This window comes from Methylobacterium hispanicum, from assembly GCF_022179285.1.
Lineage (GTDB): Bacteria > Pseudomonadota > Alphaproteobacteria > Rhizobiales > Beijerinckiaceae > Methylobacterium > Methylobacterium hispanicum.
Map to the genome: position 1 here is coordinate 49,269 of NZ_BPQO01000024.1, position 25,083 is coordinate 74,351.

Sequence of the window (25,083 nt, forward strand, 5' to 3'; positions counted from 1 at the left end):
GGCTTCACCGCGGCGACGCCGCGGCGACCGGCCGACCTTGCGCCCGCCATCCTCCAAGTCGCGCCCCCCCGCAACCCCGGCCATCGTGCCGGGCACCGGGCATCGGCTTCCCGGGACCCGAGAGGGCCTCGGCGAGCGTGGCCCGGGCTCGGCTGACACGGCTTTTCATGGTTCCGGTCTGACACCCCATCACGGCCGCCGCCGCCTCGTAGGTCATGCCCTGGGCTCCGACGAGGAGGAGCGCCTCGCGCTGGGATGCAGGCAACGTGGCCATAACCTCCCACACCTTCTGCAGGTCCATGCCGTGTTCCTGGACCGCCGGCGTGGCAAGCCGCGCAGCCAGCGCGCCGTCCGCATCCTCGACCTCGCGCTTGTGCTTGCGACACTCGCTGTAGAACTGGTTACGGAGAATCGTGCAGAGCCACGCCTTGAGATTCGTTCCGGCGACGAACTGCTCCTGCTTGGTCCAGGCCTTCAGCACGGTTTCCTGCACAAGATCCTCGGCGCGGGCAGGATCCGTGACGAGGGACAGGGCGAAGGCCCGCAAGCCCGGTATCACGGCGAGGAGGCCGTTCTGGAAGTCCGCGGCCGCCTCGGTCCGATCCGGTATCAGACCGTCGATCTGCGCGATCAGGGCCATCAAGTGTTCAGACGGCCGCGCCTCGGGCAGGGCACCGTAGAGCGCCCGCAGCTCGCAGCCGAGATGATCGAGCCACGTCCCCGGCGCGGGCGCTGCCGGCGCGACGCGTCGATCGCCCAGGGGAGCCTGACCAAGGCCGCTCGCTATCAGCATGTCCCTCAACCCGCATGAGCCGGGCTGCCCCACGGGCGATCGCCCGGTGATCCAGCCGTACAGTGAACACCTAACCCCGACGGGGTGGGGGATCGTTCCCAATCCCGTCGCGTTTGCGGTGTGGATCCGGGAAGACGGCTCATGTGATGCGAAGACGCGTGACCTACAGCATCGTCGACTGCCCCGACGGGCGATTCGCCGTCGTGGCCATCTCGGCTTCCGGTACCGCGTATTGCCGCGACGGGTTCCTGACTCTCGCGGAAGCCGAAACCTGCGCCGAGTCCCTGTGCACCGTGATGGCGGTCTGCGGCGCACCTCTCATGCGACGGGACGGCGGCCCGGGCCGCATCCCTCCCTACGCGCCATACAGGCCGAACGCGCGGCCGTTCTAGGGGAACGGATGCTGTCGCGACCGTGTCGGTGCGGCCGGCATGCGTTCAAAGATGTCCATCGACGTGATGCAGGGGCCCGGCATGGTCCGCCACCCCGATCAGGCCCACTTCGGCATGCACGCCGGCGTCCGCGGGCGCGTGGCTCGTTGCGGAATTCGGTCCGTGGCCGGCATCGGCCGCGAACACGAGGTTGCCGTGCGCGTCGAGAGCCGCCGCAAGGGGCTTGGCTCGGCCCTGATCCTCCGCGGCAACCGGGTGGTTCGCATCGGCCGCCCCGTTCTGTGCGCGCGCCGCTGGCACACCCGCCGCGGCGCCGTCCGGCGTCGGTCCGCCAGGTATGCCTGGATCGACCTTGTCTCTGCCGTTGCCGCTTGAAGGGCCGGTCCGGTCGAGGCCCGCGCCGGGTGCATCGCTGGCGCTTGGACCCTCCGGAGCGCCTGCCTCGCCAGCCGACAGCGCTGCGTGGGTGGCGTCCGTGGAGGCATGCGGCGTTGGTCCGCCCTGCTCGCCGGGCTCGAGCTTGTCCCTGCCGTTGCCGGCGGAGTGCCCGGGATTGTCCAGGCCGTTGCCCGGCGACGCGGCGGTCGCGTGCTCTGCACCTACGCCCTTGGCCGGCCCATGTCCCGCCGTCGCAGCCCCGGCGGAGGTGTCCGCGGCCGGCCCGGCATGCTCGCCGGGATCGACCTTCTCCTTGCCGTTGCCGGCGGATTGCCCGGGATCGTCCAGGCTCTTCCCCTGCAACCCATCGGCCGTCGCGTGCTCCGGAACGGCTCCCTTGCCTACCGATGGCCCGCCAGTCGCGGCGTCCGCGGAGGCGCTCGATGTCGGTCCGCCACGCTCGCCGGGATCGACCTTATCGTTGCCGGCGGATCGTGCGGGATCGTTCGGGCCGCTGCCCGGCGACCCAGGGGCATTCGAGGCGCCCGCGTCCGCTGCCGCGCTCTCGTTATGCCCATCGGGCGCAGTCTCTGCCGTCGCATCCGTGCCCGGCCCGCCATGCGCGCCCGAATCGACCGTGCGCCCGCCGTCGCCGGCGGATCGCCAGGCTACGTCGAGATCGGTGCGGGCTGCCTCGGATGCCGGCAGGTCGGCCGGCTTGCCACCGCGCTCGAACGCCGGTGTCGCTGCGGTGACGTCCTGATGGGTCGCGTCGGCCCGGCCCGCGCCCTTCTCGTCGCCGCGCTGGCCCTGCGGCCGGCCGGGAGCGTCGTCGCCGTCCCGGTCGTCCGGCCCGGGGGCGTGCGGCGGCTCTTCGCGATGCGCCGTCCGGCCGGTCGCGGCATGGATCGCGCCCGCCCCCTCCGCCGCATCGATGCCCTTCCCGGCTCCCCGCCCCTCCCCGACCTCGAGGACGGCGTCCGCCGCTTTGCGCAGGGAGGCGGGACCGATGACGGGGGAGGCCGCCGAGACCGCGTCCTGCACCGGGTGGCCTCGTTCCTGAGGTCCCCTCTCGGACGTCGCCTCGACCGCGCTGCCCGCGGACGCAAGGACCCGCTCGGTGGCGCCCGAACCGCCGGACGACCTCGCGGCGTGCTCGGATTCGGCTGCCGGACTCGATCCCACGGCGCGGGACGGGGCGGTCGCACCGGACCATCCGGGGACACGACCGTCCGGCTCCGGATCGGCGTGCGTCGGCGCCGTCTGCGCGACCGTATCGTGGGCAGGATCGACCCCGGCTCTCGGGGAGGCGCCGGTCGAGCCCGCCTGCGCGGCGGAGCCGGAGCCTACCCCTGCCCCGGTTGGCGTGGTCGAGAGAGGCGTGCCGCCGCCCCCGGCGCCCGCGGTGCTCTCCGTCGGTGCGGGTGTTCCCGCTTCGCTCGCGCCTTCCTGGGCCGCGGCATGCGCACGCGATGCGGCCGGCGCTTCAGGCTCCGAGCGCCCTTCCGCCTCCTCGGCCGCGAAGGCGGCGAAGATCATCGCGGAGAACACGATCGCCTCGAACTGCTTGCGATGGTTCTCCCGAGCCTCGGGCTCGGCCGATCCCGTCGCGCCGGCCGCCGACGGGGCCTCGCCCGGCGGCGGCGGCGCGGGGCCGGCGCCGGTGCCGTCCCATCCGGACGCCCGGGCATCCGTCGATGACAGGCTGACGGCTGCGGCGGCAACGAGCGCGGCGAGCAGGGCGGCTGGATGGACCGTGACCCGCGTGCCGTCGCCCCGGTGCCGGAGCGGCAGGAGTTCGGGATGGCGTTCCGCGACCCGGTTGATGAGGCTGCGGAAATCGCTGCCCCACATGGGCTCCTCGAGGACCTCGGAGACGACCAGATAACGGCCGCCGATCCGGGCGAAATGCATGATCGCGGCGCCGTCCGGCCTGCAGAAGACGAACCAGGGCTCCGCCTCGTCGCTGAGCCCCTGTTCGCTATCGATCGACAGCCCCGCCCGGACGAGGGCGGCCTCGACGCGGTAGAATTCCGCGAGTTCCTGCTGCGACCAGCCGCGCCGGGCCATCGCATCCGGGCGAGGGAACGAGAGCACCTCACTCATCCGAACCTCCGTTCCGCAGATGCCGGGTCGCCGCGCCTCTACCGTTCATGGAAGCCGCGTCCCAGCGCGTCGGAGAAGGGGGCGACGAGGTAGTCGAGGGCCGTGCGCTCGCCGGCCGAGACCACGACCTCGGCCGGCAGCCCCGCGTGCAGGCGCGGCCGCACCGCGTCGGGCAGGAGCCGGTCATCGATCTCGACGGTTCCGGCGAAGTAGGGCTGCTTGGTCCCCTCATCCACCAGCCGGTCGCGCGAGACGGTGGTGAGGGTTCCGAAGATCGCGGGCATGCGCCGTGTCTGGAAGGCCGGAAACTTGATCTCGGCCCGCATGCCGGCCTGGATGGCCTCGAGGTCGTTGGGCGCGAACTGGACGCTGATCACGAGTCTGTCGTTCGTCGGCACGATCTCCATCAGCGCCTCCCCGGAGCGGATGACCTGCCCGAGCGTGTAGACCTTCAGGCCCTGGACGACGCCCTGGTGCGGCGCGCGAACCTCGTGCCGGCGCAGGACGTCCTGGGCGACGACGAGTTTCTCGCGCAGCTCGGTCGTCCTCTGCCGAGTCTCAAGCAGCTGGGCCGTCAACCCCTCCTGAACCTTCTGCCGGAGCTGGGTGGCTTGCATCCGGGCCTCGCTGATGCCGTTGCGTGCCTTGGCGGTGTCGGCCACGGAGCGCCCGATCACGCCCTCGAGCCGCGTGCGCTCGCGCTCCATGACGAGGACCCGCGACAGCGGAATCAGGTCCTTCTCGCGCAGGCTGCGCAGGCCAGTCAGCTCCTGCCGGATCAGGGCGACCTGCTCCTCCACCGACGCCTTCTCGACCGCTAGCCCCGAGATCTCGGTCTCGAACTGCGTGACCCGGCTCTCGATGAGCGCGAGCTGAGCCCGGAACGACGCGCGCCGCTCCGCGAGCTGGCTCGCCTGGTCGGCGATCATGCGGGCGACGGCGCCCTCGCCTTGCCGGGCGGCGATCTCGGCGGGCAGCGGCAGCTCGGACGCCGGCTCCTGCTCGGCGCGCAGCCGGGCTTCGAGGATCAAGGCGGCGTCGAGCTGGCCCCGCAACAGGTCGGCGCTCGCGCGCGACTGCAGGGGATCGACGCGTAGCAGCACGTCGCCAGCCCGCACGCTCTGCCCGTCGCGGACCAGGATCTCCTGGACTATGCCGCCTTCGAGGTGCTGGACCACCTTGCGACTCCCCTCCACGACGACCACGCCGGGGCCGATGACGGCGCGATCGAGTCGCGCGAGAGCCGCCCATGTGCCCGCCACCCCAAAGGTCGCGACGATGAGCGCGTAGCCCGCCACCGCGTAGCGACGCCAGTGGATCGCGTCCGCGGGCGTGGACGGCCCCCGCGACGGGGACCGCGGCCCGATCGGCAGCGCCGTGTGCGTCTCGATCCGCGCCGTGGACATCGCCTACCCCGCGTTTCGCTGCGCTTCGGCGCCGCGATGGGCCTGCAGCGCGTTGGCGGCCGTCGGTATCAAGGTCGGCCCCGGTCGGGGCCCGATCATCTGCGCGAGGACCTGCTCGGCCGGACCACAGCTCTGCAGACCGCCGCCGCCCATGACCAGGATCTGGTCAGCCTCGGTGAGGAGGCCGACCTTGTGCGTCACGATCAAGACCGTGGTCCCGGCCCGTCTCAGCGCCGTCACCGCCTCCATCAGGGCGGCCTCGCCCGGCTGGTCGAGGCTCGCGTTGGGCTCGTCGAGGACCACGAGGCTCGGCTCGCCGAAGAGTGCGCGGGCGAGCGCGATGCGCTGGCGCTGGCCGCCCGAGAGACCGGTCCCGGCTCGTCCGATCCGCGTGTTGTAGCCGTCCGGGAGGGATTGGATCAGCGCGTGGCAGCCGGCCCGGCGTGCCACCGCGATGACGGCTGCATCGTCCGCGTCGGCGAAGCGCGCGATGTTCTGCGCCACCGTACCGTCGAACAGCTCGACGTCCTGCGGCAGGTATCCGACGTGGCGTCCGAGCTCCTGCTGGTCCCAGTGGCGCAGGTCGGAGCCGTCGATGCGCACGCTCCCGTCGAGGAGGGGCCAGATTCCCGTGATGGCGCGAACCAGCGTCGACTTGCCCGCCGCACTCGGTCCGATCACGCCCACGACACTGCCGGGCTGCAGGCGGAAGCTGACGTCGCTCAGGATCGGCCGGGTCGAACCGGGCGCCGCGACCGAGATGGCCTCGGCCTCGATCAGACCGCGCGGGCGCGGCAGCGTCAGCCGTCGCGCGTCCGGCGCGGCGGCGGCGAGGTCGCTCAGCCGGCGATAGCTGGCGCGGGCAGCCACGAACCCCTTCCAGTTCGCCACGACCGACTCGATCGGCGCCAGGGTCCGACCGATGATGATCGAGGCCGCGATCATCGATCCGGCCGAGATCTCCCGGTGAATCGCCAAGTAGGCGCCGGCGCCGAGGACCAGCGTCTGGAGGAGCATCCGGACGAACTTCGTCGCGGCCACAATGAGGCCGGCCCGGTCGCTCGCGTCCGCTTGACGCCTCAGCACGTCGTCGTGGCGACCCCGCCAGACGCCGCGCAGGGCGGCGAGCATTCCCATTGCCTGCAGGAGCTCGCCGTTCCGGAAGGTCGCCGCCGCCTGCTGCCCAGCCTCGCGCGAGGCCCGGTTGGCCGCGTCGAGTGGCCGCCGGGTCGCGATCTCGTTGACGAGCGTCAGACCCAGGATGGTGCCGCCGCCGAGCAGCGCCATCCAGCCAAACCAGGGATGGAGGACGAAGCAGGCGACGAGGAAGATCGGGGCCCAGGGCACATCGCAGAAGGCTAGAAGGCCGCTGCCGGTGAGGAATTCGCGCAGGATATCCATGTCCCGCAGCGCCGACTCGTGCTGCGCGCCCGGCCGCAGCAGCGCGCCGCGGTGGGCGGCATCGAAGACCGGGTTCGTGATCTCCCGGTCGAAGATCATGCCGCCGCGGACCAGGAGGCGCGAGCGCAGCATCTCCAGGGCCGCGTATACGGCGATGCCGAAGGCGGCGATCAGCGTGAGCCCGATCAGCGTCGTCTCGTTACGACTGGGCAGGACCCGATCGTAGATCTGGAGCATGTAGAGAGGGCTGACGAAGAGCAGCAGGTTGATGAAGAAGCCGAAGACCACGGCGGTCGCCAGCACCGGCCGCATCGCGCGGAAACCGTTGTCCAGCGCCGAGCGCATAGGGCGAGCCCTCTTCCTGTTCACGCAACGCCGGCACGCACGTCGTGCCCCGATCACTCCGTATAACGCACGGACGGGGCCAGCCCTACGGTGCCTGGACCGGCGAACGGACGCTGCGGATGCGTCGTCCCCGTCGGCAAGAATACACGGGATGCGATAATAGGGCCGTTCGAATACGTTCCAAGCGCTTCCCACCGCGAACCCGACGTCGTGCCGCCACGTGCGAGCGAGAGGATTCCGGGAGCGCCTGGACAGGGTTCGGCGTTCCTGAAATATGGATATCACTGTACAGGCTCTGGCGCACGGCAGTGATTGCGCACGGGAGGCACGCCGCGGTGTATGCTCATCACCAACGTCTGGACTCCGAGGCCGTGCTGGAGCTTCGCCGGGAGGGCGGCCGGTACCTGAAGGAGCTCAGGGAGGCGCGCGGCCTGTCGCAGAGGCAGCTCGCCCAGATGGTCGGGGCGGAATACTACACCTTCATCTCTCAGCTCGAGACGGGTCGGGGCCGGATACCGCCGGACCGCTACCGTGCCTGGGCGGACGCGCTCGGGGTCGCGCCGCGAGACCTCGTACGGAACGTGATGCGCTTCTACGATCCGATCACCCACGAGATCCTGTTCGGCGAGGAGCCGCAACCGGGCAGGTAGGCAGCGTCGGATCGGACCTAGCGGGATCGACCCTCGATGCCGGCACGGTCCGTCGGCACCTTGCCCCCGTCCCCCAGCGGGATCGAAATAGGACAAGCGCGATGCGTGGAGGCGCGGCACCCGCGCCTCCACGCGAAGCGCGGTTCAGCCCTCGATGATCCGCTCGCCGAGCTTCCGATCGACGGTCGCGACCGTCCGGTCGATCTCGGCGTCGGGCTCGCCGAGCTGGTGCGCGATAAGCTTCACCAGAAGATCGACCCGCTCGATGAAGGGCGCCCCGTTCGCGACCGCGCGAGCCGCCGAGGAGGGCTTGAGCAGGCTCTCGGCCGCCTTGGCGTACTTCTCGAACGGAACTTGGTCGGCCGGGTCGGCGCCGAGCCGCCGAGCCAGGGCGTCCACGTGCTCGTAGATCGCGCGGGACTGGGCGAGGTCGCCGTGCACCGCCTCGCGGATGGAGCGGGGCTCGCCGGGGGTGATGCAGCGGTAATTGCCGGTAAGCAGCATCGACCACTTGGCTAGCGGCACGAACAGCGATTCGAACACCTTGAGCTTGACCGGCACGTCGTGGCCGTCGAGGCGCACCGCGTCGATGTCGGCCTCCAGCTCGCGCAGCAGCCGGTTATGGGCTTCGTCCGCGAAGGTCGCCGCCTTGAAGTTCGTCGGCAGCCCGACATGGAGCACGTTCGCCCCCTCCTCCGGCGGACGGAAGGCCTGCGGGTCGGGCGAGCACAGCGAGACGAGGCCCGGCTCGAACCGGTCCCAGACGCCCGCATTGGTGTAGGCCTCCTCTAGGTCCATGCCTGCCAGCCCCGGGATCCGCTTGAGATAGGGCAGTGGCGGCATGTTCATGAGCGAGAGGCAGGGCAGCTTCGCCGCCGCGATCTTGATCATCAGCACGCGGATCGTGTGATTGTTGTACTGCGGCTCCTGCATGGCGAGGCCGACGAGGTCGTAGCGGGAGACATCGACCTCTTCCGGTGGCGTCGCGTCGAGCTTGCCGGGCAGGTCGCGCGAGTGGATCGCTCGGTGCTCCGGCTCGTCGCGCAGCTTGATCCGGACCTCGGTCCCCTCGGCGTTGATCAGATCCGCGGTCTTGCGGCGGCAGACCAGCGTCACATTGTGGCCGGCCATCAGCAGTTTGGTCGCGAGCAGGGAACCGTAGGAGGCCCCCAGGATCAGGATGTTTCTCGGCACGTCTTCTCTCCCCGGCGTCCGTTGTTGCGTTTGTTGTTCGCTGCCGGGCGCTGAGCCTTGTGGCCCACCGCACCATCCGCGGGACCGAGGGATGGCAGTCGGCCCAGGAGAAGGCAACCCGGCTGGTATACCGGGCCGCGCGCCGCGCAGTGCGGATCCACGGCCTTCGGCGTCGCGCCGGGCCCGACGCCGAAGGTGCGGCGCCGCACGAATGTGGCGAAACCTTGGCCTTAAGCTGGCGTTTACAGCTCAACGAAGTCACCCCCACCACGGAGACCGATCATGACCAGCCTGAAGGCACGCCTCACCGCCGCCGTGGCCGCCGGCCTCACCGCCGCCGTCGCGCTAACCGCCTACGCGCAGACCCTGGCTCTGCCGACGCATTTCGTATGAGGCTTCGCCGCGAGCGCGGCGTGGGACGCAGGCTACGGGTCGCCCCCTGTCCGTCGCGACCGCATCGCCGCGACTCTGTAGATGGTCCTGATCCTGGGAGTGGACGGCGAAGCGATGGTGCGGGCGGTCGGATTCGAACCGACACGTATTGCTACGGCGGATTTTGAGTCCGCTGCGTCTACCGTTTCGCCACGCCCGCGCGCGGCCAAGACCCTGCATCGACGATCCAGAGTCGGGCACTGCCCCCTTATCGCAGGCGTGTCGGAAGCGCCAGCAGTGCGTGACAGGAAGCGCAATACAGCCCTCCGGTCGAAGCTTGCCGAGCCGCTGGATAATAGATAGCATCCTATCTGTTGAGCGGCAGCGATGCCGCGTATGGTCTCCCTCGGACGGACGGTGGGCGGTGGCGGCAGCGGATCTGCGGCAGATCCGGCAGGCTTATACCCAGACGCTCTTGCTGGCGGGGCGGCGGTGGCGCCGGCTCGCCGACATGGCCGCGGTCGCCCACGGAACCTCGGAGGCGACGGCATTACCCCTATTGCTGATCGCCCGGATGGGAGGCGAGCCCCGCCAGAACGCCCTCGCCGAGGCGCTGGGTATCGAGGGCCCGTCGCTGGTCCGGCTTCTCGATCGGCTCTGCGCCGCCGACTTGGTCCAACGCCGGGAAGACGCGACCGACCGACGCGCGAAGGTCCTGCGCCTGACGCCGGCCGGACAAGCGGCCGCGGCGAAGATCGAGGCTGACCTCGACCGCCTCCGTGAGTCGGTGTTCGCGCAGGTGAGTGCTGCCGATCTCGAGGCGGGCCTGCGGGTGTTCCGGGCCGTCCAGGCGCCGCTCGGCGGCGAGGCAGACGGGGGGACGGCATGAACTTGCCGGGCTGGCGCGACTGGGCCTTCTCGATCAAGACCTTCGGGGCGGCGATGCTGGCGCTGTTCCTGGCGCTCTGGATCGACCTGCCAAAACCCTACTGGGCCGTCGGCACGGTCTACATCACCAGCCAGGTGCTGGCCGGGGCAACCCGGTCGAAGGCCGTGTACCGGATCGGTGGAACGGTGCTTGGCGCCGTGCTGACGGTAGCCCTCGTACCGAACCTCGTGGATGCGCCGGAGCTTCTGGTGCTCGCGATCGCGCTCTGGGTCGCGCTCTGCCTCTACGTCTCCCTGCTCGACCGGACGCCCCGGAGCTACCTGATGATGCTCGGCGGCTACACGGCCGCGCTGATCGGCTTCCCGGCGGTCGGCGAGCCCGGCGCGGTCTTCGACACCGCAGTGGCGCGGGCCCAAGAGATCACGCTCGGCATCCTCTGCGCAAGCCTGGTCTCCTCCGTCGTCCTGCCCCAGTCGGTGGTCCCCGCGATCGCGGGACGGCTCGACCTGTGGCTGCACGACGCGCGGGCCTGGGTGGGCGACGTGCTGGGCCGCGCCCGTCCGGCGCGGGACACGCAGGCGAAGCGGTTGCGGCTGGCCTCGGACGCGATTGCGTTCGACGCGCTCGCGACGCCGCTGCGCTACGATATGATCGGCGCGGAGCGCTCGGTCGAGGCCATGGCGACGCTTCGCCAGCACATGCTGATGTTCCTGCCGATCGTCTCGGCGATCGCCGACCGCATCGAGACTCTAGAGCGGGCACGGGCCCTGCCCCAGCGCCTGCGGGACCTTCTCGACGAGATGGCCGCGTGGATCGCTGCCGGCATCACCGACCCGGCCGAGGCCGCACGGCTGCGCGGGACCGCGGAGGCTCTCGCGCCGGATCTCGGGGCGCAGCCCACTTGGGACGACCTCGTGCGGGCGAGCCTCCTCGCCCGGCTCGTCGACTTCATCGACCTTCGCCAGGACACCCGGCTGCTGCAGCGGCACATGGCCGACGGAAGCCCCGTGGGCGAGCCGCTCGCCTTCCGGTACACCGCCGCGGCCCGCACGATCCGGCATCGCGACCACGGAATGGCCCTTCTGTCGGCCGTCGGCGTCTTCCTCTCGATCCTGCTCACCTGCGCGATCTGGATCGCCACGGGTTGGCCGGACGGCGCCGGCGCCCCGATGATGGCGGCGGTCGCCTGCAGCTTCTTCGCCGCCCAGGACGATCCCGCGCCGTCCATCCTCGGCTTCGCGAACTCGGCCATCGTCGGCGCGCTGGGGGCCGCGATCTACCTGTTCGCCGTGCTCCCGCTCGCGACCACCTTCGAGATGCTGGCCCTGGCGTTCGCCCCGAGCCTCCTGCTCTGCGGTGTGTTCATGGCGCAGCCGCGCACGGCGCCGCTGGCCATGGGCGCCGCGGTCAACGGCCCCACCCTGATCGCGCTCCAGAGCAGCTACAGCGCCGACTTCGCTGCCTTCGCGAACTCGGCGATCGCCGTGATCCTCGGCATGTGGACGGCGGCCGTGGTCACGCGCCTCGTGCGCTCGGTCGGCGCCGGATGGTCTGCCCGGCGCCTGCGGGCCGTCAACCGCCGCAGCCTCGCCCGGGCCGCCGGGCGCCACGGAGCACAGAACGGGCTCGAACTCGCCGCGCTCATGCTTGATCGCGTGGGCTTGATCGCGCCGCGCCTCGCGGCCCTGCCGTCGGACGACGCGGAATGGACGGACGACCTTCTGGCCGAGGTCCGCGTCGGCATCAACGTGGTCGAGTTGCGGCGGGACCGCCGTCGGCTATCCGGCCCGGCGCGCGCCGCGGTCGAGCGGCTTCTCGCTGCCCTGGCGCGCCATTTCCAGGGCGGGGCCGAGGCACCGCCGGCCGACATCCTCGACGCGATCGACGCCGCGCTCGATGCGGTCCGCCACGACGCCGGGCAGGCCACCGGGCGGACCGCGCTCATGGGACTCGTCGGCATCCGTCGCGGCCTCTTCCCGGAAGCTGCACCCTACCGCGCCGCCTCCGGCGCGGGGGCGCAACCGGAGCTCGCGGCATGACGGGTGAGTTCGACCTTTACGGCGTCTACGTTCCGAGCTTCGCGGCCTGGATGCTGGTCGCTTTCGTCGCCAGCGTGCCGATCAGGCGACTGCTCGCCCGCCTCGGCTTCTACCGGTTCGTCTGGCACAGGCCGCTCTTCGACCTCGCCCTCTACGTGCTGCTCCTCGGCGCCGTCGTCTCGGTCGCGGTGCCGCTCACTTCGTGAGCCGCCGCGCGCAGCCCCGTCCCCCGGATCCTCCCATGCCCCGGTACCTCGCGCTCTCCCTTCGGCTCCTCGTCACTCTGGCGACGGTCGCGGCCGCTTTCGTCGTCGGCCTCGCACTCTGGGACTACTACATGGAGGCGCCCTGGACCCGGGACGGGCGGGTGCGCGCGGACGTGGTCGCGGTGGCGCCCGACGTCTCCGGCCTCGTCACCGAGGTCTTGGTCGAGGACAACCAAGTGGTGAAGCGGGGCGACATCCTGTTCCGGATCGATCCCGACCGTTTCGCGCTCGCCCTGCGGCAGTCGGAGGCCGTGGTCGATGGCAAGCGCGCCAGCGCCGAGCAGGCGGCCGCCGACTACGCCCGCTACACGCAGCTCAGCGACGCGGCCGTGTCCCAGCAGAGGGTCGAGGCGGCGCGGGCCGCCAACCTCGAGGCGAAGGCGGCCTACGATCAGGCGATGGCCGACCGGGACCTCGCCAAGCTCAATCTCGCCCGCTCCGCCGTGAGGGCCTCGGTGAACGGGCGGATCACCAACATGGAGCTGCGACCCGGGGCCTACGTCACCACCGGGCGCGGCGTGATGGCGCTCATCGACGGCGATACGCTGCGGGTGGAGGGCTATTTCGAGGAAACGAAGCTCCCGCGCATCCAGGTCGGCGACCGGGCGAGCGTCCGGCTGATGGGCGAAAGCGCGACGCTGACCGGCCGGGTCGAGAGCTTCGCTGGCGGCATCGAGGACCGGGAGCGCACGGCGGGCTCCAACCTGCTGGCCAGCGTCAACCCGACCTTCGCCTGGGTCCGCCTCGCCCAGCGGGTGCCGGTCCGGATCGCCCTCGACCCCGCGCCCAAAGGCGTCCGCCTCGTCTCCGGCCGCACGGCGACCGTCGCGATCGAGCCGCAGGGGTCCGCGCCCGTTTTCGACCCGTTGCGGCCCTGGCGGGGCGCGGCGACGCCCGCCTCCCGGTAGGTCCGGACGGCGGACGCGATGCCGCTGCCTCCGCCCCCCTGATCGGCGCGCAACCGAAACCTAGTTTGGAGCCGATCTGAATTGTCCGCGCTCCCGCCGGCTCGCGTCGAGCCGGCGGGGGGGCGGCACACGACGCCCAGAACCGGAGAGACTCGATGGTGGACGTATCCGCCGCAGCGGCATCGCCCGCCCGCAGCGACAGGCCGGTCGGCGACGGGCCCGTCCTGGCCCGGGTGGCCTTCACAGTGAACGGCCAGAGGCGGGACCTCGAACTAGACACCCGCACCAGCTTGCTCGATGCCCTGCGCGAGCACCTGCATCTCACCGGCTCGAAGAAGGGCTGCGACCACGGCCAGTGCGGCGCCTGCACGGTGATCGTGGACGGGCGGCGCATCAACGCCTGCCTCACGCTGGCGGTGATGAACCAGGGTGCGGAGATCGTCACCATCGAGGGGCTCGGGCAGCCGGACAACCTGCATCCGATGCAGGCCGCCTTCGTGCGCCACGACGGCTACCAGTGCGGGTACTGCACGCCGGGCCAGATCTGCTCGGGCGTCGCGGTGCTGGAGGAGATCCGCGCCGGCATCCCGAGCCACGTCACGGTCGATCTCGAGGCGGCTCCGGAGATCACAGAGGCCGAGATCCGCGAGCGCATGAGCGGCAACATCTGCCGCTGCGGCGCCTATTCCAACATCGTCGAGGCGATGAGCGAAGTTGCCGGGGGACGCGCATGAAGGCCTTCAGCTACGAGCGCCCGGGGACGCCCGCCGAGGCGGCCGCGTCCGTGGCGCGAAACCCCGGGGCGAAGTTCATCGCAGGCGGCACGAACCTGCTCGACCTGATGAAGCTTCAGATCGAGACGCCAACCCACTTGGTCGACGTGAACGGGCTCGGCCTCGACAGGATCGAGCCGACGCCGGAGGGCGGCCTGCGCATCGGCGCCCTCGTGCGCAACACCGACCTCGCGGCCGACGCCCGCGTCCGCAAGGATTACGGCGTCCTCTCCCGCGCCCTGCTGGCGGGCGCATCGGGCCAGCTGCGCAATCGGGCGACCACCGCCGGCAACCTGCTTCAGCGCACGCGCTGCCCCTATTTCTACGACACCGCGCAGGCCTGCAACAAGCGACAGCCGGGCTCGGGCTGCTCGGCCCTGGACGGGGCGAGCCGGCAACTCGCCGTCGTCGGCTCCAGCGAGGCCTGCATCGCCACGCATCCGGGCGACATGGCGGTGGCCATGCGCGTCCTCGACGCGACGGTGGAGACGATCGATGCGGCGGGCACCGAGCGCAGGATCCCGATCGCCGACTTCCACCGCCTGCCCGAGGACCGGCCGGAGATCGACACCACCCTCGAGCCCGGCGCGTTGATCACCGCGGTCACGCTGCCGAAGCCGGTCGCCGGCACGCACATCTACCGCAAGGTCCGCGACCGGGCCTCCTACGCCTACGCGCTGGTCTCGGCGGCCGCCGTGATCGGCCCGGACGGCACCGGACGCGTTGCCTTCGGCGGCGTCGCCCACAAGCCCTGGCGCGTCGAGGCGGCCGAGGCCGACCTGCCCAGAGGCGCGCGGGCCGTGACCGATCAGGTCTTCGCCGAGGCCCGGCCCACACACGACAACGCGTTCAAGCTGAAGCTCGCCGAGCGGATCCTCGGTGCGGCGCTCAACCAGGCGAGGGCCTGAGCTATGAAGTTCGACACCCCCGCGGGGCAGAACCCGATCGACCGGCTCAAGGTCGTCGGGCAGCCGACCGACCGCATCGACGGCAAGTACAAGACCACGGGCACGGCCCCCTACGCCTACGAGCGCCACGACGCGGCGCCGAACGCGGCCTACGGCTACGTGCTCGGCTCCGCCATCGCCAAGGGGCGCGTCACCGCGATCGACTCCGCGGCGGCGCTCGGGGCTCCCGGCGTCCTGGCGGTGGTGACCACGCTCGACACGCCGCGCCTCAAGCGCGGCGTCATGAACACGGCCTACCTGTTCGGCGGCGACGTCATCCAGCACTACCATCAGGCGCTGGCCGTCGTGGTCGCGGAAACCTTCGAGCAGGCCCGCGCCGCCGCTTTCTTGGTCCGTGTCGATTACGCGCCGGAGGCAGGCAGCTTCGACCTCGCCGAGGCGGCGAAGTCCGCCGAGCCGGTCCCGGCCGACAGCGGCGAGGGCAGCGGCGGGGACGGTGAAGAGCGGGTCGGCGATTTCGAGGCGGCCTTCGCGGAAGCGCCGGTGACGCTCGACCGATCCTACACGACCGCCGACGAGAGCCACGCCATGCTGGAGCCGCACGCGACGACCGCGGCCTGGGAAGGCGACCGGCTCACGCTCTGGACCGCCAACCAGATGATCGGCTGGGGCCACGGCAGCATCGCCAAGATCCTAGGGCTGCCGAAGGAGAAGGTCAGGCTGGATGCGCCCTATGTGGGCGGCGGCTTCGGGGGCAAGCTCTTCGTGCGCGCGGACGCGATCCTCGCCGCGCTCGGCGCCAAGGCCGCCGGGCGCCCGGTCAAGGTCGCGCTGACGCGCCCGCTGATCGCCAACAACACCACGCATCGGCCGGCCACGATGCAGCGCGTGCGCATCGGGGCGCTCGAGGACGGGACGATCACGGCGATCGCTCACGAGAGCATCTCGGGCAACCTCCCCGAGGGCAGTCCCGAGACTGCGGTGAGCCAGACCAAGCTCCTCTACGCGGGCGCCAATCGCCTGACCGCGGTGAAGCTCGCCGCGCTCGACCTGCCGGAGGGCAACGCCATGCGCGCACCCGGTGAGGCTCCGGGCCTGATGGTCCTCGAGGTCGCCATGGACGAGATGGCGGAGCGGCTCGGGCTCGACCCGGTGGAGTTCCGCATCCGCAACGACACCCAGGTCGATCCGAACGATCCGGGCCGCCGCTTCTCCCACCGCGATCTCGTGGGCTGCCTGCGACTCGGCGCCGAGCGCTTCGGTTGGTCGAAGCGGGACGCGCGGCCGGGTGCCGTGCGGGACGGGCGCTGGCTCGTCGGGATCGGGATGGCCGCGGCCTTCCGCAACAATCTCGTGATGAAGTCGGGCGCGCGGGTCCGGCTGGACGAGTCTGGCACGGTCACGGTCGAGACCGACATGACCGACATCGGCACCGGCAGCTACACCATCATCGCCCAGACCGCGGCCGAGATGATGGGCGTCGCCCTGGAACAGGTCGTGGTCCGGCTCGGCGATTCGGATTTCCCGGTCTCCTCGGGGTCCGGCGGCCAGTTCGGCGCGAATTCCGCGACCGCGGGCGTCTACGCCGCCTGTGTGAAGCTGCGCGAGAGCGTGGCGCAGCGCCTGGGCTTCAACGCCACCGACGCGGTGTTCGAGAACGGCGAGGTCCGCTCGGGCAACCGAGCGGTGCCGCTCACCGAGGCGGTGCGGGACGGCGCGATCGCGGCCGAGGACACGATCGAGTTCGGCAAGATCACGGACGCGCAGCAGCAATCGACCTTCGGCGCCCATTTCGTCGAGGTGGCGGTCGATGCCGACACCGCCGAGGTCCGTGTGCGGCGGATGCTGTGCGTCTGCGCGGCCGGGCGGATCCTCAACCCCAAATCGGCCCGCAGCCAGGTCATCGGCGGGATGGTGATGGGCACCGGCGCGGCGCTGATGGAGAAGCTCGAGGTCGACACGCGCCGCGGCTTCTTCGTCAACCACGATCTGGCCGGCTACGAGGTTCCGGTCCACGCCGACATCCCGCACCAGGAGGTGATCTTCCTCGACGAGGTCGATGCGATGTCCTCGCCGATGAAAGCCAAGGGCGTGGGCGAACTGGGCATCAGCGGCGTCGGCGCGGCGGTCGCGAACGCGATCTACAACGCCACCGGCATCCGGGTCCGAGACTATCCGATCACCCTCGACAAGCTCCTCGACCGGATGCCCGACGCGGCCTGATGCGTGCCGCCCCCCGGGCGGCCCCGGTTGTGCGGGGCCGCCCGGGATACCGCCGATGTCTGCTGGCGTCGGCCGCACGGCTGTGCTCAAAGGGCCGCGCTCTCCCGACCGTACGACCACGGACCTGCATGATCCGCCGCCTCTACGAGTGGATACTCGCGCTCAGCGGAAAGCCATCCGCGCCCTGGGCCCTCGGCGCCGTCGCCTTCGCCGAGAGTTCGTTCTTCCCGGTCCCGCCCGACGTGATGCTGGTGCCGATGGCGGTGAGCCGCCCGGACCGGGTCTGGTTCTACGCCACGGTCACCACGGTTGCCTCCGTCCTCGGGGGTCTCGTCGGCTACGCCATCGGCGCGCTGCTGTTCGACTCGCTCGGGCAGTGGCTGATCAAGCTCTACGGCCTGCAGAACTCGGCCGCGACCTTCCAGGAATCCTACGCGGCCTACGGGCACTGGGTGATCCTGCTGAAAGGTCTGACGCCGATCCCCTACAAGCTCGTGACCATTACGTCGGGCTTCGCGCATTACAGCCTGTTCTGGTTCACGGTGCTCTCGGTCGTCACCCGCGGGGCACGCTTCTTCCTGCTGGCGGCGCTGCTGGGTCGCTACGGCGTCCAGATCCGCGGCGTGCTCGACCGGCACCTCAACGCGGTCGCGGCGATCTCCGTCGCCGTGATCGTCCTCGGCTTCGTCCTGTTCAAGGTGGTCCTGTGATCGACGAGATCGCGCTGTTGCGCCTGAAGCGGGCGGCGCTCGCCGTTCTGATCGGCTCCGTGCTGACGGTCGGCGGGGCGCTCGTGCTGGAACACATCTACGGCTACGCGCCGTGCAAGCTCTGCCTGACGGAGCGCCTGCCCTACTACGCGGCGATCCCGCTGGCGCTGATCGGCCTGTTCCTTCCCGAGCGCCTCGCCCGGCTGACGCTCGGCCTTGCCGCGGCGGGCCTGCTCTACGGTGCCGGCCTCGGCGTCTACCACGCGGGCGCCGAATGGGGCTTCTGGCCGGGCCCGACCGATTGCGGCGGCGGCAGCGCCAACCCGGCGGACCTCGGCAGCTTCCGCGACGCCCTCGCGAGCACGCGGGTGACCGACTGCTCGACCGCGGCCCTGCGCATCCTCGGCCTCTCGCTCGCCGGCTGGAACGCGGTGATCGCCTTCGTGCTCGCCTCGGTGGCGGGGAAAGCCGCGCTCAATTCCGGTCGTCGGGAACGATCGGCAGCGCCGCGACGCTGATCCCCTCCTCGATCAGGGCGCGGGCCTCCTCGGGGCTCGCCTGCCCGTGGATCGAGCGCTCCTCGCTCTCGCCGTAATGGATCTTGCGCGCCTCCTCGGCGAAGCGCGGGCCGACGGCCTCGGAGTTCGCGACGACGTGCGCCCGGAAAGCCCGTAGCATCGCGCGCACCTGCCGCTCGGGCTCGGAGATCATCGGCACGCGCGCGTCCTCGGCGGGAGCCGGCACGGGCGCGGTCGCCTGATCGGTGCGCGCGAGCCGCGGCGCCATCAGCGCCTTGCCGACCTTTGTCGAGTCGCAGACCGGGCAGGCGACCAGCCCGCGCGCAGCCTGGTCGTCGTATGAATCGGAGGAGGGAAACCAGCTCTCGAACTCGTGGCCGGCCTCGCAGACGAGGGCATAGCGGATCATGCTCGTGGATCGTGGCGGGGTATGAGGCCGGACGTGGCGGTTCCGGCGCGCGGGCGCAATGGGTGAGGGGCGCAGCAGCGATCGCGCGCGGCATTCCGTTCCCGGATCACCCTTCGCCGCGCCCCAGGCGTCCGGGTCGGGCCCGGTGCGCGGACCGAGGCTATTCGCGAGAGTCCGCGGCGGCCACCCGCTCCACCCGGAACGGCTTGGAGTGCTGCAGGGCGGGGATCCGGGCCCGCGCATCCGCGACGCGCGCGAGATCGATCTCGGCCAGGATCACGCCGGGCTCGGCGCCGCCGGCATCCGCCAGGACGCGGCCCCAGGGATCGACGATGATCGAGTGCCCGTAGGTGTCGCGCCCGTCCTCGTGGCGCCCGCCCTGGGCGGCCGAGATCATGAACGAGCCGGTCTCGATCGCGCGGGCCCGGTGCAGAACGTGCCAATGCGCCTCACCGGTCTGCTGGGTGAAGCAGGCTGGCGCCGTCAGCACGTCCGCGCCGGACTCGGCCAGCGCCCGGAACAGGGCCGGGAAGCGGATGTCGTAGCAGATGCCGAGGCCGATCGCCGCCAGCGCCGTCTCGGCCACCACCGCGCAGGCACCGCCCGTATAGGTCGCGGATTCGCGCCAGCGCTCGCCGTTCGGGAGATCAACGTCGTAGAGATGCAGCTTGTCGTAGGCCGCCAGGATCTCGCCGTCCGAGCCGATCAGGAAGGCGCGGTTGGCCACCTTGTCGCCGTTGCGGATCGCGAGCGAGCCGACCTGCACCACGGCGCCGGTCTCGCGGGCCGCCTCGCGGAGCGCGGCCAGCGTCGGGTCGGCCTCCTGCTCGGTCACGACCGCGAACAGGCGCTCGCGGCTGCGCTCGACCAGCGAGGTCATCTCGGGCGTCTGGATGTACTGCGCGCCCGCCGCGGCGGCCTCGCGAACGCCGGCGACTGCTGCGTCGCGGTTCGCCAGAGGTTCGCGGCCCGACCGCATCTGCACGCAGGCGGCGACGAAGCTTAGAGCCTCAGGCATCGGCCGAATCCTCGAGGAGCGGGTCGAGGCGCCCGCCGCGCTCGAGCGCGTAGAGGTCGTCGCACCCGCCGACATGCGTCTCGCCCACGAAGATCTGCGGCACGCTCGTGCGGCCGTTCGCCCGCTGCACCATCGTGGCGCGGGTGCCCGGGGCCTTCTCGACGTCGATTTCCTGGAAGGCGACGCCCTTCTCCTTCAGCAGGCTCTTGGCCGCCGAGCAGTAGGGACACCAGGCCGTGGTGTAGATCGTGACCGGCTGCATGGGCGCGTCCTGCGTTTGGAACACGCCCATATAGGCGGGCCCGCGCACGGCGCCTATGGTCCGGGCGCCGACGCTTCAGGCGGCCAGCAGCTTCTCCACCTCGTTGACGAGGTCGCGCAGGTGAAAGGGCTTCGACAGGACCTTGGCGTCCTTGGGTGCCTTCGAATCCGGGTTGAGCGCCACCGCCGCGAAGCCGGTGATGAACATCACCTTGATGTCGGGGTCGAGTTCGGTGGCGCGGCGCGCCAGCTCGATCCCGTCCATCTCCGGCATCACGATGTCGGTGAGAAGGAGTTCGAACGGCTCCTCGCGCAGGCGGTTGTACGCCGAGAGACCGTTGTCGAAGGACAGCACGTCGTAGCCGGCGTTCTGCAACGCCTTGGCCAGGAAGCGCCGCATGTCGTTGTCGTCTTCCGCCAGCAGGATCTTCATCGGACGGTTCCGAACCCTTCGAATCGCACGCGTTCATTCCATAAAGGGAGCCGGTGGTAAACAAGGCGTTAGGATTTCGGGATCCGCCAGCGTGACGTGGCGCACCGCCGCGCGGGCGCCACACGGGTTGCTCCGGGGGCCGGCCTGCACCGCAGTGGACAGGGCTGCCCGCCCGCACCACACTGTACCGATGCCGACTGGCCGACCTGCTGGGGCAAGCCCGCCACGATGATACCGCCCTCCCCGGACCCCGCCGACGTCCTGGGCTTCGCGCCGCCCTTCGCGGTCGACGAGCCGGCGCGCCACACCCTGCCCTTCGTCTTCAACACCGGCCATTCCGGCGCGGTCTATCCGCCCGCCTTCCTCGCCGTCTCGAGACTGCAGCCGTTGGCGCTCCGCCGCTCGGAGGACGCCTACGTCGACCGGCTCTTCGGCAGCGTCGTGCCCATGGGCGCGCCGCTCCTGAGGGCCAACTTTCCCCGCGCCTATCTCGACGTGAACCGCGAGCCCTACGAGCTCGACCCGCGCATGTTCTCGGGCCGGTTGCCGCCGTTCGCCAACACGCGCTCGATGCGGGTCGCGGGCGGGCTCGGCACGGTGCCGCGCGTCGTCGCGGACGGGCAGGAGATCTACGGTGGGCGCCTCGACGTGGAGGAGGCGATCGAGCGCATCGAGCGGCTGTACAAGCCCTACCACCGCACCCTGCGCGGCCTGATCCAGCGCACGGCCCGCACCTTTGGCCGGTGCATCCTGATCGACTGCCACTCGATGCCCTCCTCGAGCCTCGGGCGCGAGGCGGACCCGAAGGCCGACATCGTGCTCGGCGACCGCTTCGGCACGGCCTGCGCCTCCGCGCTGACGGAGCGCGTCGAGGCGGCCTTCCGGTCACGCGGGTTCGTGGTGGTGCGCAACAAGCCCTACGCGGGCGGCTTCATCACCGAGCATTACGGCGAGCCGAACCTCGCCCGGCACGCTCTGCAGATCGAGATCAACCGCGGCCTCTACATGAACGAGGCGAGCCTTGCCGTGACGCCGGGCTTCGGCGCCCTGGCCGAGGCGCTGCAGGACATCGTCGCCGAGGTGGCGAGCGATATCGGCGATCTTTCGCCGCAGCGGATCGCGGCCGAGTAGCGGCCGCACATCGGCCCGCGGGCGGAATCGACCGGACAGAAAAAAGGCCACTCCCGAAGGAGCGGCCCGAAGTCTAGGGAGGAAACGCCCAAGAAGGGCTGCGGGACCGCGACGCCATCGCGTTCTCGCAATGCACAAAGTAAAGTGCGCCGCACAAAACACAAGACCCGGCCGACGTTTCTCACCCGCCTCCCGCGCATGGCTTGGCCGCGCGGGCTGCAAATCCAGCGGGATTCTTATGGTTGGCGTGCCATCATCTTGTTGGTGACGGTGTGCGCCGCGACGATCACGCCTTGCCGAGGAGCCGCTCGATCTCGGCTTTCAGCGGCCCGGCGAGATCCGGCCGCTCCAGCCCGTAGGCGAGGTTTGCGGTGAGGAAGCCGATCTTGGAGCCGGTGTCGTAGGTCCGGCCCTCGTAGCGCATGCCGTAGAAGCTCTGCTCGCCCATGAGCTTGATCATCGCGTCGGTGAGCTGGATCTCGCCGCCCGCCCCGGTCTCGCCCTTCTCGAGGATCGCGAAGATCTCGGGCTGGAGGATGTAGCGGCCCGAGATGATGAAGTTCGAGGGCGCCGTGCCCTGCTTCGGCTTCTCGACCATGCCGGTGATCTCGAAGGTCTGGCCGAAGGTCTCGCCCACGCTGACGATGCCGTACTGGTGGGTCTCTTGCGGCGCGACCTCCTCCACCGCGATGACGTTGCCGCCGTGGCGCTCGTAGGCGTTCAGCATCTGGCCCATGCAGCCCCGGCTCAGCATGTCCGGCAGCAGCACCGCGAAGGGCTCGTCGCCGACGATCTCGCGGGCGCACCAGACCGCGTGGCCCAGGCCGAGCGGCGCCTGCTGGCGGGTGAAGCTGGTCTGGCCGGCCTTCGGCAGGTCCCGCTTCAGCTCGTCGTAGGCGGCCTGCTTGTTCCGCTCCTGCAGCGTGCGGTCGAGTTCGTAGGCGATGTCGAAATGGTCCTCGATCACCGCCTTGCCGCGGCCGGTGACGAAGATGAAGTGCTCGATGCCGGCCTCCCGCGCCTCGTCGACCACGTGCTGCACCACGGGGCGGTCCACCACCGTGAGCATTTCCTTCGGCACCGCCTTCGTCGCCGGCAGGAAGCGCGTGCCGAGTCCGGCGACGGGGAGGACAGCCTTGCGGATTGGTTTCATCGTCGGAACCTGATCGTGGACGGAACGGCGCGGTCCGCGGAGACGCGGGCGTGCAACCGCAGAGATAGCACGACTTTTCCTCCATCAAGGCTTATTGACGCATCGACAGCAAAGCTTCACCCCGAACGGGTTGAAGAGCCGGGAGACCGCGGCGGGAGAACGGGGCGATGACGGTTCTGGTCACGGGCGGGGCCGGCTATATCGGCAGCCACATGGTCCTGGCACTGGTCGATGCGGGGCAGGACGTCGTGGTGCTCGACGACCTCTCGACCGGCTACGACTGGCTGCTGCCGCCCGAGGTGAAGCTCGTGGTCGGCGACGTGGCGGACGCGGATCTCGTCGCCCGGACGATCCGGACCCACGGCTGCGACGCGCTCGCGCATTTCGCGGCCCGGATCGTGGTGCCGGACTCGGTGGCCGACCCGCTCGGCTACTATCTGGCCAACACCGTGAAGACCCGCGCCCTGCTCGAGGCCGCCGTGCGGAGCGGGATCCGGCACGTGATCTTCTCTTCCACGGCGGCCGTCTACGGCGAGCCGGCGACCGTTCCGGTGCCGGAGACGCTGGATCCCAACCCGATCAATCCCTACGGCCGCTCGAAGCTGATGAGCGAGTGGATGATCGCGGACGCGGCCCGCGCCCACGGCTTCAGCTACGTGATCCTGCGCTACTTCAACGTCGCGGGCGCCGACCCGCGGGGCCGCTCCGGCCAATCGACGCCGAACGCCACCCATCTGATCAAGGTCGCGACCCAGGCCGCGCTCGGACAGCGCAGCCACATGGAGGTGTTCGGGACCGATTACCCGACGCCGGACGGCTCCTGCCTGCGCGACTACATCCAAGTCTCGGACCTCGCGGAGGCGCACCGTGTCGCCCTCGACCACCTGCGCGGGGGCGGCGCGAGCCTGACGCTCAATTGCGGCTACGGGCGCGGCTACTCCGTTCTGGAGGTGGTGGACGTGGTCAAGCGCGTCTCGGGCCGGGATTTCGCCGTCCGGCTCAGCCCGCGCCGCGCCGGCGACCCGGCTCGGATCGTGGCCGGCTCCGAGCGGATCCGGACGGAACTCGGCTGGGTTCCGCGCCACGACGACCTTGAGGCAATCGTGCGTCAGGCCCTCGACTGGGAAGATCACCTCGCCAAGCGCAACCGGATCTGAACCGTGCGCCCGGGAGGTCTCGCCGCGCTGACGCTCTGCCTCGGGTTGGCCGCCCATCCGGCGCCGGTCGCCGCGCAGGGCACCGTTCCGCCGGGCGCGGCGTTTGCGACCTTCGTGGCGGCGCTGCGGCCGGACGCCGAGGCCCGCGGGATCTCGCGCGCGACCTTCGATTCCGCCTTCGCGGGGGTGACGGCACCGGATCCCGCGGTCCTGGCGCGGACACGCCGCCAGGGCGAGTTCGGGCGCCCGGTCTGGGACTACCTCGTCGGCGCCGTCTCGGCCGCGCGGATCGCCCGGGGGCAGGCGCGTGCCCGCGCGCTCGCCGCGACGCTCGACGCGATCGAGGCCCGCTACCGCGTGCCGCGCTGGATCGTGCTGGCGTTCTGGGGCGTGGAGTCCGATTTCGGCGCGAGCGGCGGCAGCGTGCAGACCGTCCGCGCGCTGGCCACCCTGGCGCAGGCCCGGTACCGGGGCGACCTCTTCCGCAACGAACTCCTCGATGCCCTCGCCATCCTGCAACGGGGCGACATCGCGCCTGACCGGATGAAGGGAAGCTGGGCCGGCGCCATGGGGCAGGTGCAGTTCCTGCCCTCGACCTACCTGCGCCATGCGGTCGATTTCGACGGCGACGCTCACCGCGACATCTGGGCGAGCGACGCGGACGCGCTCGCCTCGATCGCCGCCTACCTGAAGAATCTCGGCTGGAACCCCGACCTGTCCTGGGGCTACGCCGTCACGCTGCCGCCGGGCCTCGACCTCGGCCGCTACGCGGCCGACCTCTCGGAGTTCGCGCGGGCCGGGGTCCGGCGCATCGACGGCGCGGCCCTGCCCGGTTCGGGCCGGGCCAGCCTGTTCCTGCCCGGCGGCCTCGGCGCACCCGCCTTCCTGATCACCGACAATTTCGAGGTGGTCCGGGCCTACAACACCTCGGATTCCTACGCGCTCGCCGTCGGGCATCTCGCCGACCGGCTCGCGGGAGGCCCGGCCCTCGCCGATTCGTGGCCGAGCGCGGCGGCGCGGCTCGATACGGCCGGATTGAAGGCGCTGCAGACCGGGCTGAAGGCCGAGGGGCTCTACGAGGCGGAGGCCGACGGGCGGGCCGGGCCGAAGCTGCGCGAGGCGCTGCGCCGCTACCAGATCCGCGAGGGTCTCACCGCCGACGGCTACGCGACCCCGGCGGTGCTGGAGCATCTACGGGCGCGGCGTGAGGCGGCGCCGCGTTAGGAGCCTCTCCCAGAACTCCCGCAGCA

The 25,083-nt window shown here is 71.0% G+C and carries 24 protein-coding genes and 1 tRNA gene; 14 read left to right on the forward strand and 11 right to left on the reverse strand.

The features are described 5' to 3' along the window. Positions 1–4: 4 nt before the first annotated feature. Positions 5–793, reverse strand: coding sequence for a sigma-70 family RNA polymerase sigma factor (locus MFF56_RS23160; RefSeq protein ID WP_082772925.1), 789 nt, complete (start codon positions 791–793; stop codon positions 5–7). 158 nt (positions 794–951) lie between these two features. On the opposite strand from MFF56_RS23160, the gene MFF56_RS23165 reads away from it, so the two are divergent. Further along, entirely contained in the window at positions 952–1,185 is a 234-nt protein-coding gene (locus MFF56_RS23165; RefSeq protein WP_197430481.1) for a hypothetical protein, read from the forward strand. Positions 1,186–1,230: 45 nt separating this feature from the next. On the opposite strand, the gene MFF56_RS23170 is transcribed toward MFF56_RS23165, so the two are convergent. From MFF56_RS23170 to MFF56_RS23180, 3 genes are read right to left on the reverse strand one after another with little or no spacing between them, the layout of a single operon-like run. After that, on the reverse strand, positions 1,231–3,669 hold the full coding sequence (locus MFF56_RS23170; protein ID WP_238231299.1) for a hypothetical protein: 2,439 nt from the start codon (positions 3,667–3,669) through the stop codon (positions 1,231–1,233). 38 nt (positions 3,670–3,707) lie between these two features. Further along, complete coding sequence (locus tag MFF56_RS23175; protein ID WP_082772837.1) at positions 3,708–5,075, reverse strand: HlyD family type I secretion periplasmic adaptor subunit; 1,368 nt, start codon at positions 5,073–5,075, stop codon at positions 3,708–3,710. 3 nt (positions 5,076–5,078) lie between these two features. Next, a complete protein-coding gene (locus tag MFF56_RS23180; RefSeq protein ID WP_066918782.1) occupies positions 5,079–6,821 on the reverse strand; it encodes a type I secretion system permease/ATPase in 1,743 nt (580 codons plus the stop codon). 335 nt (positions 6,822–7,156) lie between these two features. Here MFF56_RS23180 and MFF56_RS23185 point away from each other — a divergent pair, with 335 nt between their 5' ends. After that, complete coding sequence (locus MFF56_RS23185; RefSeq protein ID WP_066918797.1) at positions 7,157–7,471, forward strand: helix-turn-helix domain-containing protein; 315 nt, start codon at positions 7,157–7,159, stop codon at positions 7,469–7,471. Positions 7,472–7,615: 144 nt separating this feature from the next. Here MFF56_RS23185 and MFF56_RS23190 read toward each other — a convergent pair whose 3' ends face one another. Next, a complete protein-coding gene (locus tag MFF56_RS23190) occupies positions 7,616–8,665 on the reverse strand; it encodes a ketopantoate reductase family protein (RefSeq protein WP_066918784.1) in 1,050 nt (349 codons plus the stop codon). A 508-nt stretch (positions 8,666–9,173) separates the two neighbouring features. Continuing rightward, a tRNA-Leu gene (locus MFF56_RS23195) sits at positions 9,174–9,257 on the reverse strand. Between the two features lie 204 nt (positions 9,258–9,461). On the opposite strand from MFF56_RS23195, the gene MFF56_RS23200 reads away from it, so the two are divergent. The 9 genes from MFF56_RS23200 to MFF56_RS23240 all read left to right on the forward strand — a co-directional run bounded on the left by MFF56_RS23200 (position 9,462) and on the right by MFF56_RS23240 (position 18,271). Further along, complete coding sequence (locus tag MFF56_RS23200) at positions 9,462–9,926, forward strand: MarR family winged helix-turn-helix transcriptional regulator (protein ID WP_066918786.1); 465 nt, start codon at positions 9,462–9,464, stop codon at positions 9,924–9,926. Then, positions 9,923–11,965 (forward strand): FUSC family protein, encoded by a 2,043-nt coding sequence (locus MFF56_RS23205; protein WP_238231301.1) that lies wholly within the window; start codon positions 9,923–9,925, stop codon positions 11,963–11,965. The genes MFF56_RS23200 and MFF56_RS23205 overlap by 4 nt, the downstream gene beginning before the upstream one ends. Then, complete coding sequence (locus tag MFF56_RS23210) at positions 11,962–12,171, forward strand: DUF1656 domain-containing protein (protein ID WP_066918789.1); 210 nt, start codon at positions 11,962–11,964, stop codon at positions 12,169–12,171. The genes MFF56_RS23205 and MFF56_RS23210 overlap by 4 nt, the downstream gene beginning before the upstream one ends. Before the next feature lie 35 nt (positions 12,172–12,206). Beyond that, positions 12,207–13,139, forward strand: coding sequence for an efflux RND transporter periplasmic adaptor subunit (locus tag MFF56_RS23215; protein WP_066918791.1), 933 nt, complete (start codon positions 12,207–12,209; stop codon positions 13,137–13,139). Between the two features lie 155 nt (positions 13,140–13,294). Further along, positions 13,295–13,873: an aldehyde dehydrogenase iron-sulfur subunit PaoA gene (paoA, locus tag MFF56_RS23220; RefSeq protein ID WP_066918793.1), complete on the forward strand. Its 579-nt coding sequence runs from the start codon at positions 13,295–13,297 to the stop codon at positions 13,871–13,873. Beyond that, positions 13,870–14,820 (forward strand): FAD binding domain-containing protein, encoded by a 951-nt coding sequence (locus MFF56_RS23225; protein ID WP_238231303.1) that lies wholly within the window; start codon positions 13,870–13,872, stop codon positions 14,818–14,820. The genes paoA and MFF56_RS23225 overlap by 4 nt, the downstream gene beginning before the upstream one ends. A 3-nt stretch (positions 14,821–14,823) precedes the next feature. After that, positions 14,824–17,043: an aldehyde oxidoreductase molybdenum-binding subunit PaoC gene (gene paoC, locus MFF56_RS23230; protein ID WP_066919023.1), complete on the forward strand. Its 2,220-nt coding sequence runs from the start codon at positions 14,824–14,826 to the stop codon at positions 17,041–17,043. A 128-nt stretch (positions 17,044–17,171) separates the two neighbouring features. Continuing rightward, the gene (locus MFF56_RS23235) at positions 17,172–17,753 is read left to right on the forward strand and encodes a YqaA family protein (protein ID WP_066919020.1); all 582 of its coding nucleotides are present in this window, start codon (positions 17,172–17,174) and stop codon (positions 17,751–17,753) included. Next, on the forward strand, positions 17,750–18,271 hold the full coding sequence (locus MFF56_RS23240) for a disulfide bond formation protein B (RefSeq protein WP_066919018.1): 522 nt from the start codon (positions 17,750–17,752) through the stop codon (positions 18,269–18,271). Before MFF56_RS23235 ends, MFF56_RS23240 begins: the two co-directional genes overlap by 4 nt. Here the strand turns inward: MFF56_RS23240 and MFF56_RS23245 are convergent. The 4 genes from MFF56_RS23245 to cpdR form a co-directional block, all read right to left on the reverse strand. Beyond that, entirely contained in the window at positions 18,228–18,680 is a 453-nt protein-coding gene (locus tag MFF56_RS23245) for a DUF1178 family protein (protein WP_066919016.1), read from the reverse strand. The genes MFF56_RS23240 and MFF56_RS23245 overlap by 44 nt on opposite strands. Before the next feature lie 160 nt (positions 18,681–18,840). After that, positions 18,841–19,698 carry a carbon-nitrogen hydrolase family protein gene (locus MFF56_RS23250; protein ID WP_066919014.1) on the reverse strand — a complete coding sequence of 286 codons (858 nt, stop codon included), beginning with the start codon at positions 19,696–19,698 and terminating at the stop codon, positions 18,841–18,843. Next, positions 19,691–19,960: a glutaredoxin 3 gene (gene grxC / locus MFF56_RS23255; RefSeq protein ID WP_066919012.1), complete on the reverse strand. Its 270-nt coding sequence runs from the start codon at positions 19,958–19,960 to the stop codon at positions 19,691–19,693. The genes MFF56_RS23250 and grxC overlap by 8 nt, the downstream gene beginning before the upstream one ends. A 75-nt stretch (positions 19,961–20,035) precedes the next feature. After that, the gene (cpdR, locus tag MFF56_RS23260; RefSeq protein WP_003603128.1) at positions 20,036–20,392 is read right to left on the reverse strand and encodes a cell cycle two-component system response regulator CpdR; all 357 of its coding nucleotides are present in this window, start codon (positions 20,390–20,392) and stop codon (positions 20,036–20,038) included. Between the two features lie 228 nt (positions 20,393–20,620). Here cpdR and MFF56_RS23265 point away from each other — a divergent pair, with 228 nt between their 5' ends. Beyond that, entirely contained in the window at positions 20,621–21,523 is a 903-nt protein-coding gene (locus MFF56_RS23265; protein WP_238231304.1) for an N-formylglutamate amidohydrolase, read from the forward strand. Positions 21,524–21,809: 286 nt separating this feature from the next. Here MFF56_RS23265 and galU read toward each other — a convergent pair whose 3' ends face one another. After that, positions 21,810–22,676: a UTP--glucose-1-phosphate uridylyltransferase GalU gene (gene galU / locus MFF56_RS23270; RefSeq protein ID WP_066918313.1), complete on the reverse strand. Its 867-nt coding sequence runs from the start codon at positions 22,674–22,676 to the stop codon at positions 21,810–21,812. Positions 22,677–22,843: 167 nt separating this feature from the next. Here galU and galE point away from each other — a divergent pair, with 167 nt between their 5' ends. Together galE and MFF56_RS23280 are read left to right on the forward strand one after the other, a co-directional pair. After that, complete coding sequence (gene galE / locus MFF56_RS23275; protein WP_066918315.1) at positions 22,844–23,833, forward strand: UDP-glucose 4-epimerase GalE; 990 nt, start codon at positions 22,844–22,846, stop codon at positions 23,831–23,833. Between the two features lie 3 nt (positions 23,834–23,836). Beyond that, complete coding sequence (locus MFF56_RS23280) at positions 23,837–25,057, forward strand: lytic murein transglycosylase (protein WP_082772803.1); 1,221 nt, start codon at positions 23,837–23,839, stop codon at positions 25,055–25,057. The last annotated feature ends 26 nt before the right edge of the window (positions 25,058–25,083 follow it).

Coding starts and splice junctions, on each gene's coding strand:
- MFF56_RS23160 (WP_082772925.1), bottom strand. CDS start 793: ATGCTGATAGCGAGCGGCCTTGGTCAGGCTCCCCTGGGCGATCGACGC.
- MFF56_RS23170 (WP_238231299.1), bottom strand. CDS start 3,669: ATGAGTGAGGTGCTCTCGTTCCCTCGCCCGGATGCGATGGCCCGGCGC.
- MFF56_RS23175 (WP_082772837.1), bottom strand. CDS start 5,075: ATGTCCACGGCGCGGATCGAGACGCACACGGCGCTGCCGATCGGGCCG.
- MFF56_RS23180 (WP_066918782.1), bottom strand. CDS start 6,821: ATGCGCTCGGCGCTGGACAACGGTTTCCGCGCGATGCGGCCGGTGCTG.
- MFF56_RS23205 (WP_238231301.1), top strand. CDS start 9,923: ATGAACTTGCCGGGCTGGCGCGACTGGGCCTTCTCGATCAAGACCTTC.
- MFF56_RS23210 (WP_066918789.1), top strand. CDS start 11,962: ATGACGGGTGAGTTCGACCTTTACGGCGTCTACGTTCCGAGCTTCGCG.
- MFF56_RS23215 (WP_066918791.1), top strand. CDS start 12,207: ATGCCCCGGTACCTCGCGCTCTCCCTTCGGCTCCTCGTCACTCTGGCG.
- paoA (WP_066918793.1), top strand. CDS start 13,295: ATGGTGGACGTATCCGCCGCAGCGGCATCGCCCGCCCGCAGCGACAGG.
- MFF56_RS23225 (WP_238231303.1), top strand. CDS start 13,870: ATGAAGGCCTTCAGCTACGAGCGCCCGGGGACGCCCGCCGAGGCGGCC.
- paoC (WP_066919023.1), top strand. CDS start 14,824: ATGAAGTTCGACACCCCCGCGGGGCAGAACCCGATCGACCGGCTCAAG.
- MFF56_RS23235 (WP_066919020.1), top strand. CDS start 17,172: ATGATCCGCCGCCTCTACGAGTGGATACTCGCGCTCAGCGGAAAGCCA.
- MFF56_RS23245 (WP_066919016.1), bottom strand. CDS start 18,680: ATGATCCGCTATGCCCTCGTCTGCGAGGCCGGCCACGAGTTCGAGAGC.
- MFF56_RS23250 (WP_066919014.1), bottom strand. CDS start 19,698: ATGCCTGAGGCTCTAAGCTTCGTCGCCGCCTGCGTGCAGATGCGGTCG.
- grxC (WP_066919012.1), bottom strand. CDS start 19,960: ATGCAGCCGGTCACGATCTACACCACGGCCTGGTGTCCCTACTGCTCG.
- cpdR (WP_003603128.1), bottom strand. CDS start 20,392: ATGAAGATCCTGCTGGCGGAAGACGACAACGACATGCGGCGCTTCCTG.
- MFF56_RS23265 (WP_238231304.1), top strand. CDS start 20,621: ATGATACCGCCCTCCCCGGACCCCGCCGACGTCCTGGGCTTCGCGCCG.
- galU (WP_066918313.1), bottom strand. CDS start 22,676: ATGAAACCAATCCGCAAGGCTGTCCTCCCCGTCGCCGGACTCGGCACG.
- galE (WP_066918315.1), top strand. CDS start 22,844: ATGACGGTTCTGGTCACGGGCGGGGCCGGCTATATCGGCAGCCACATG.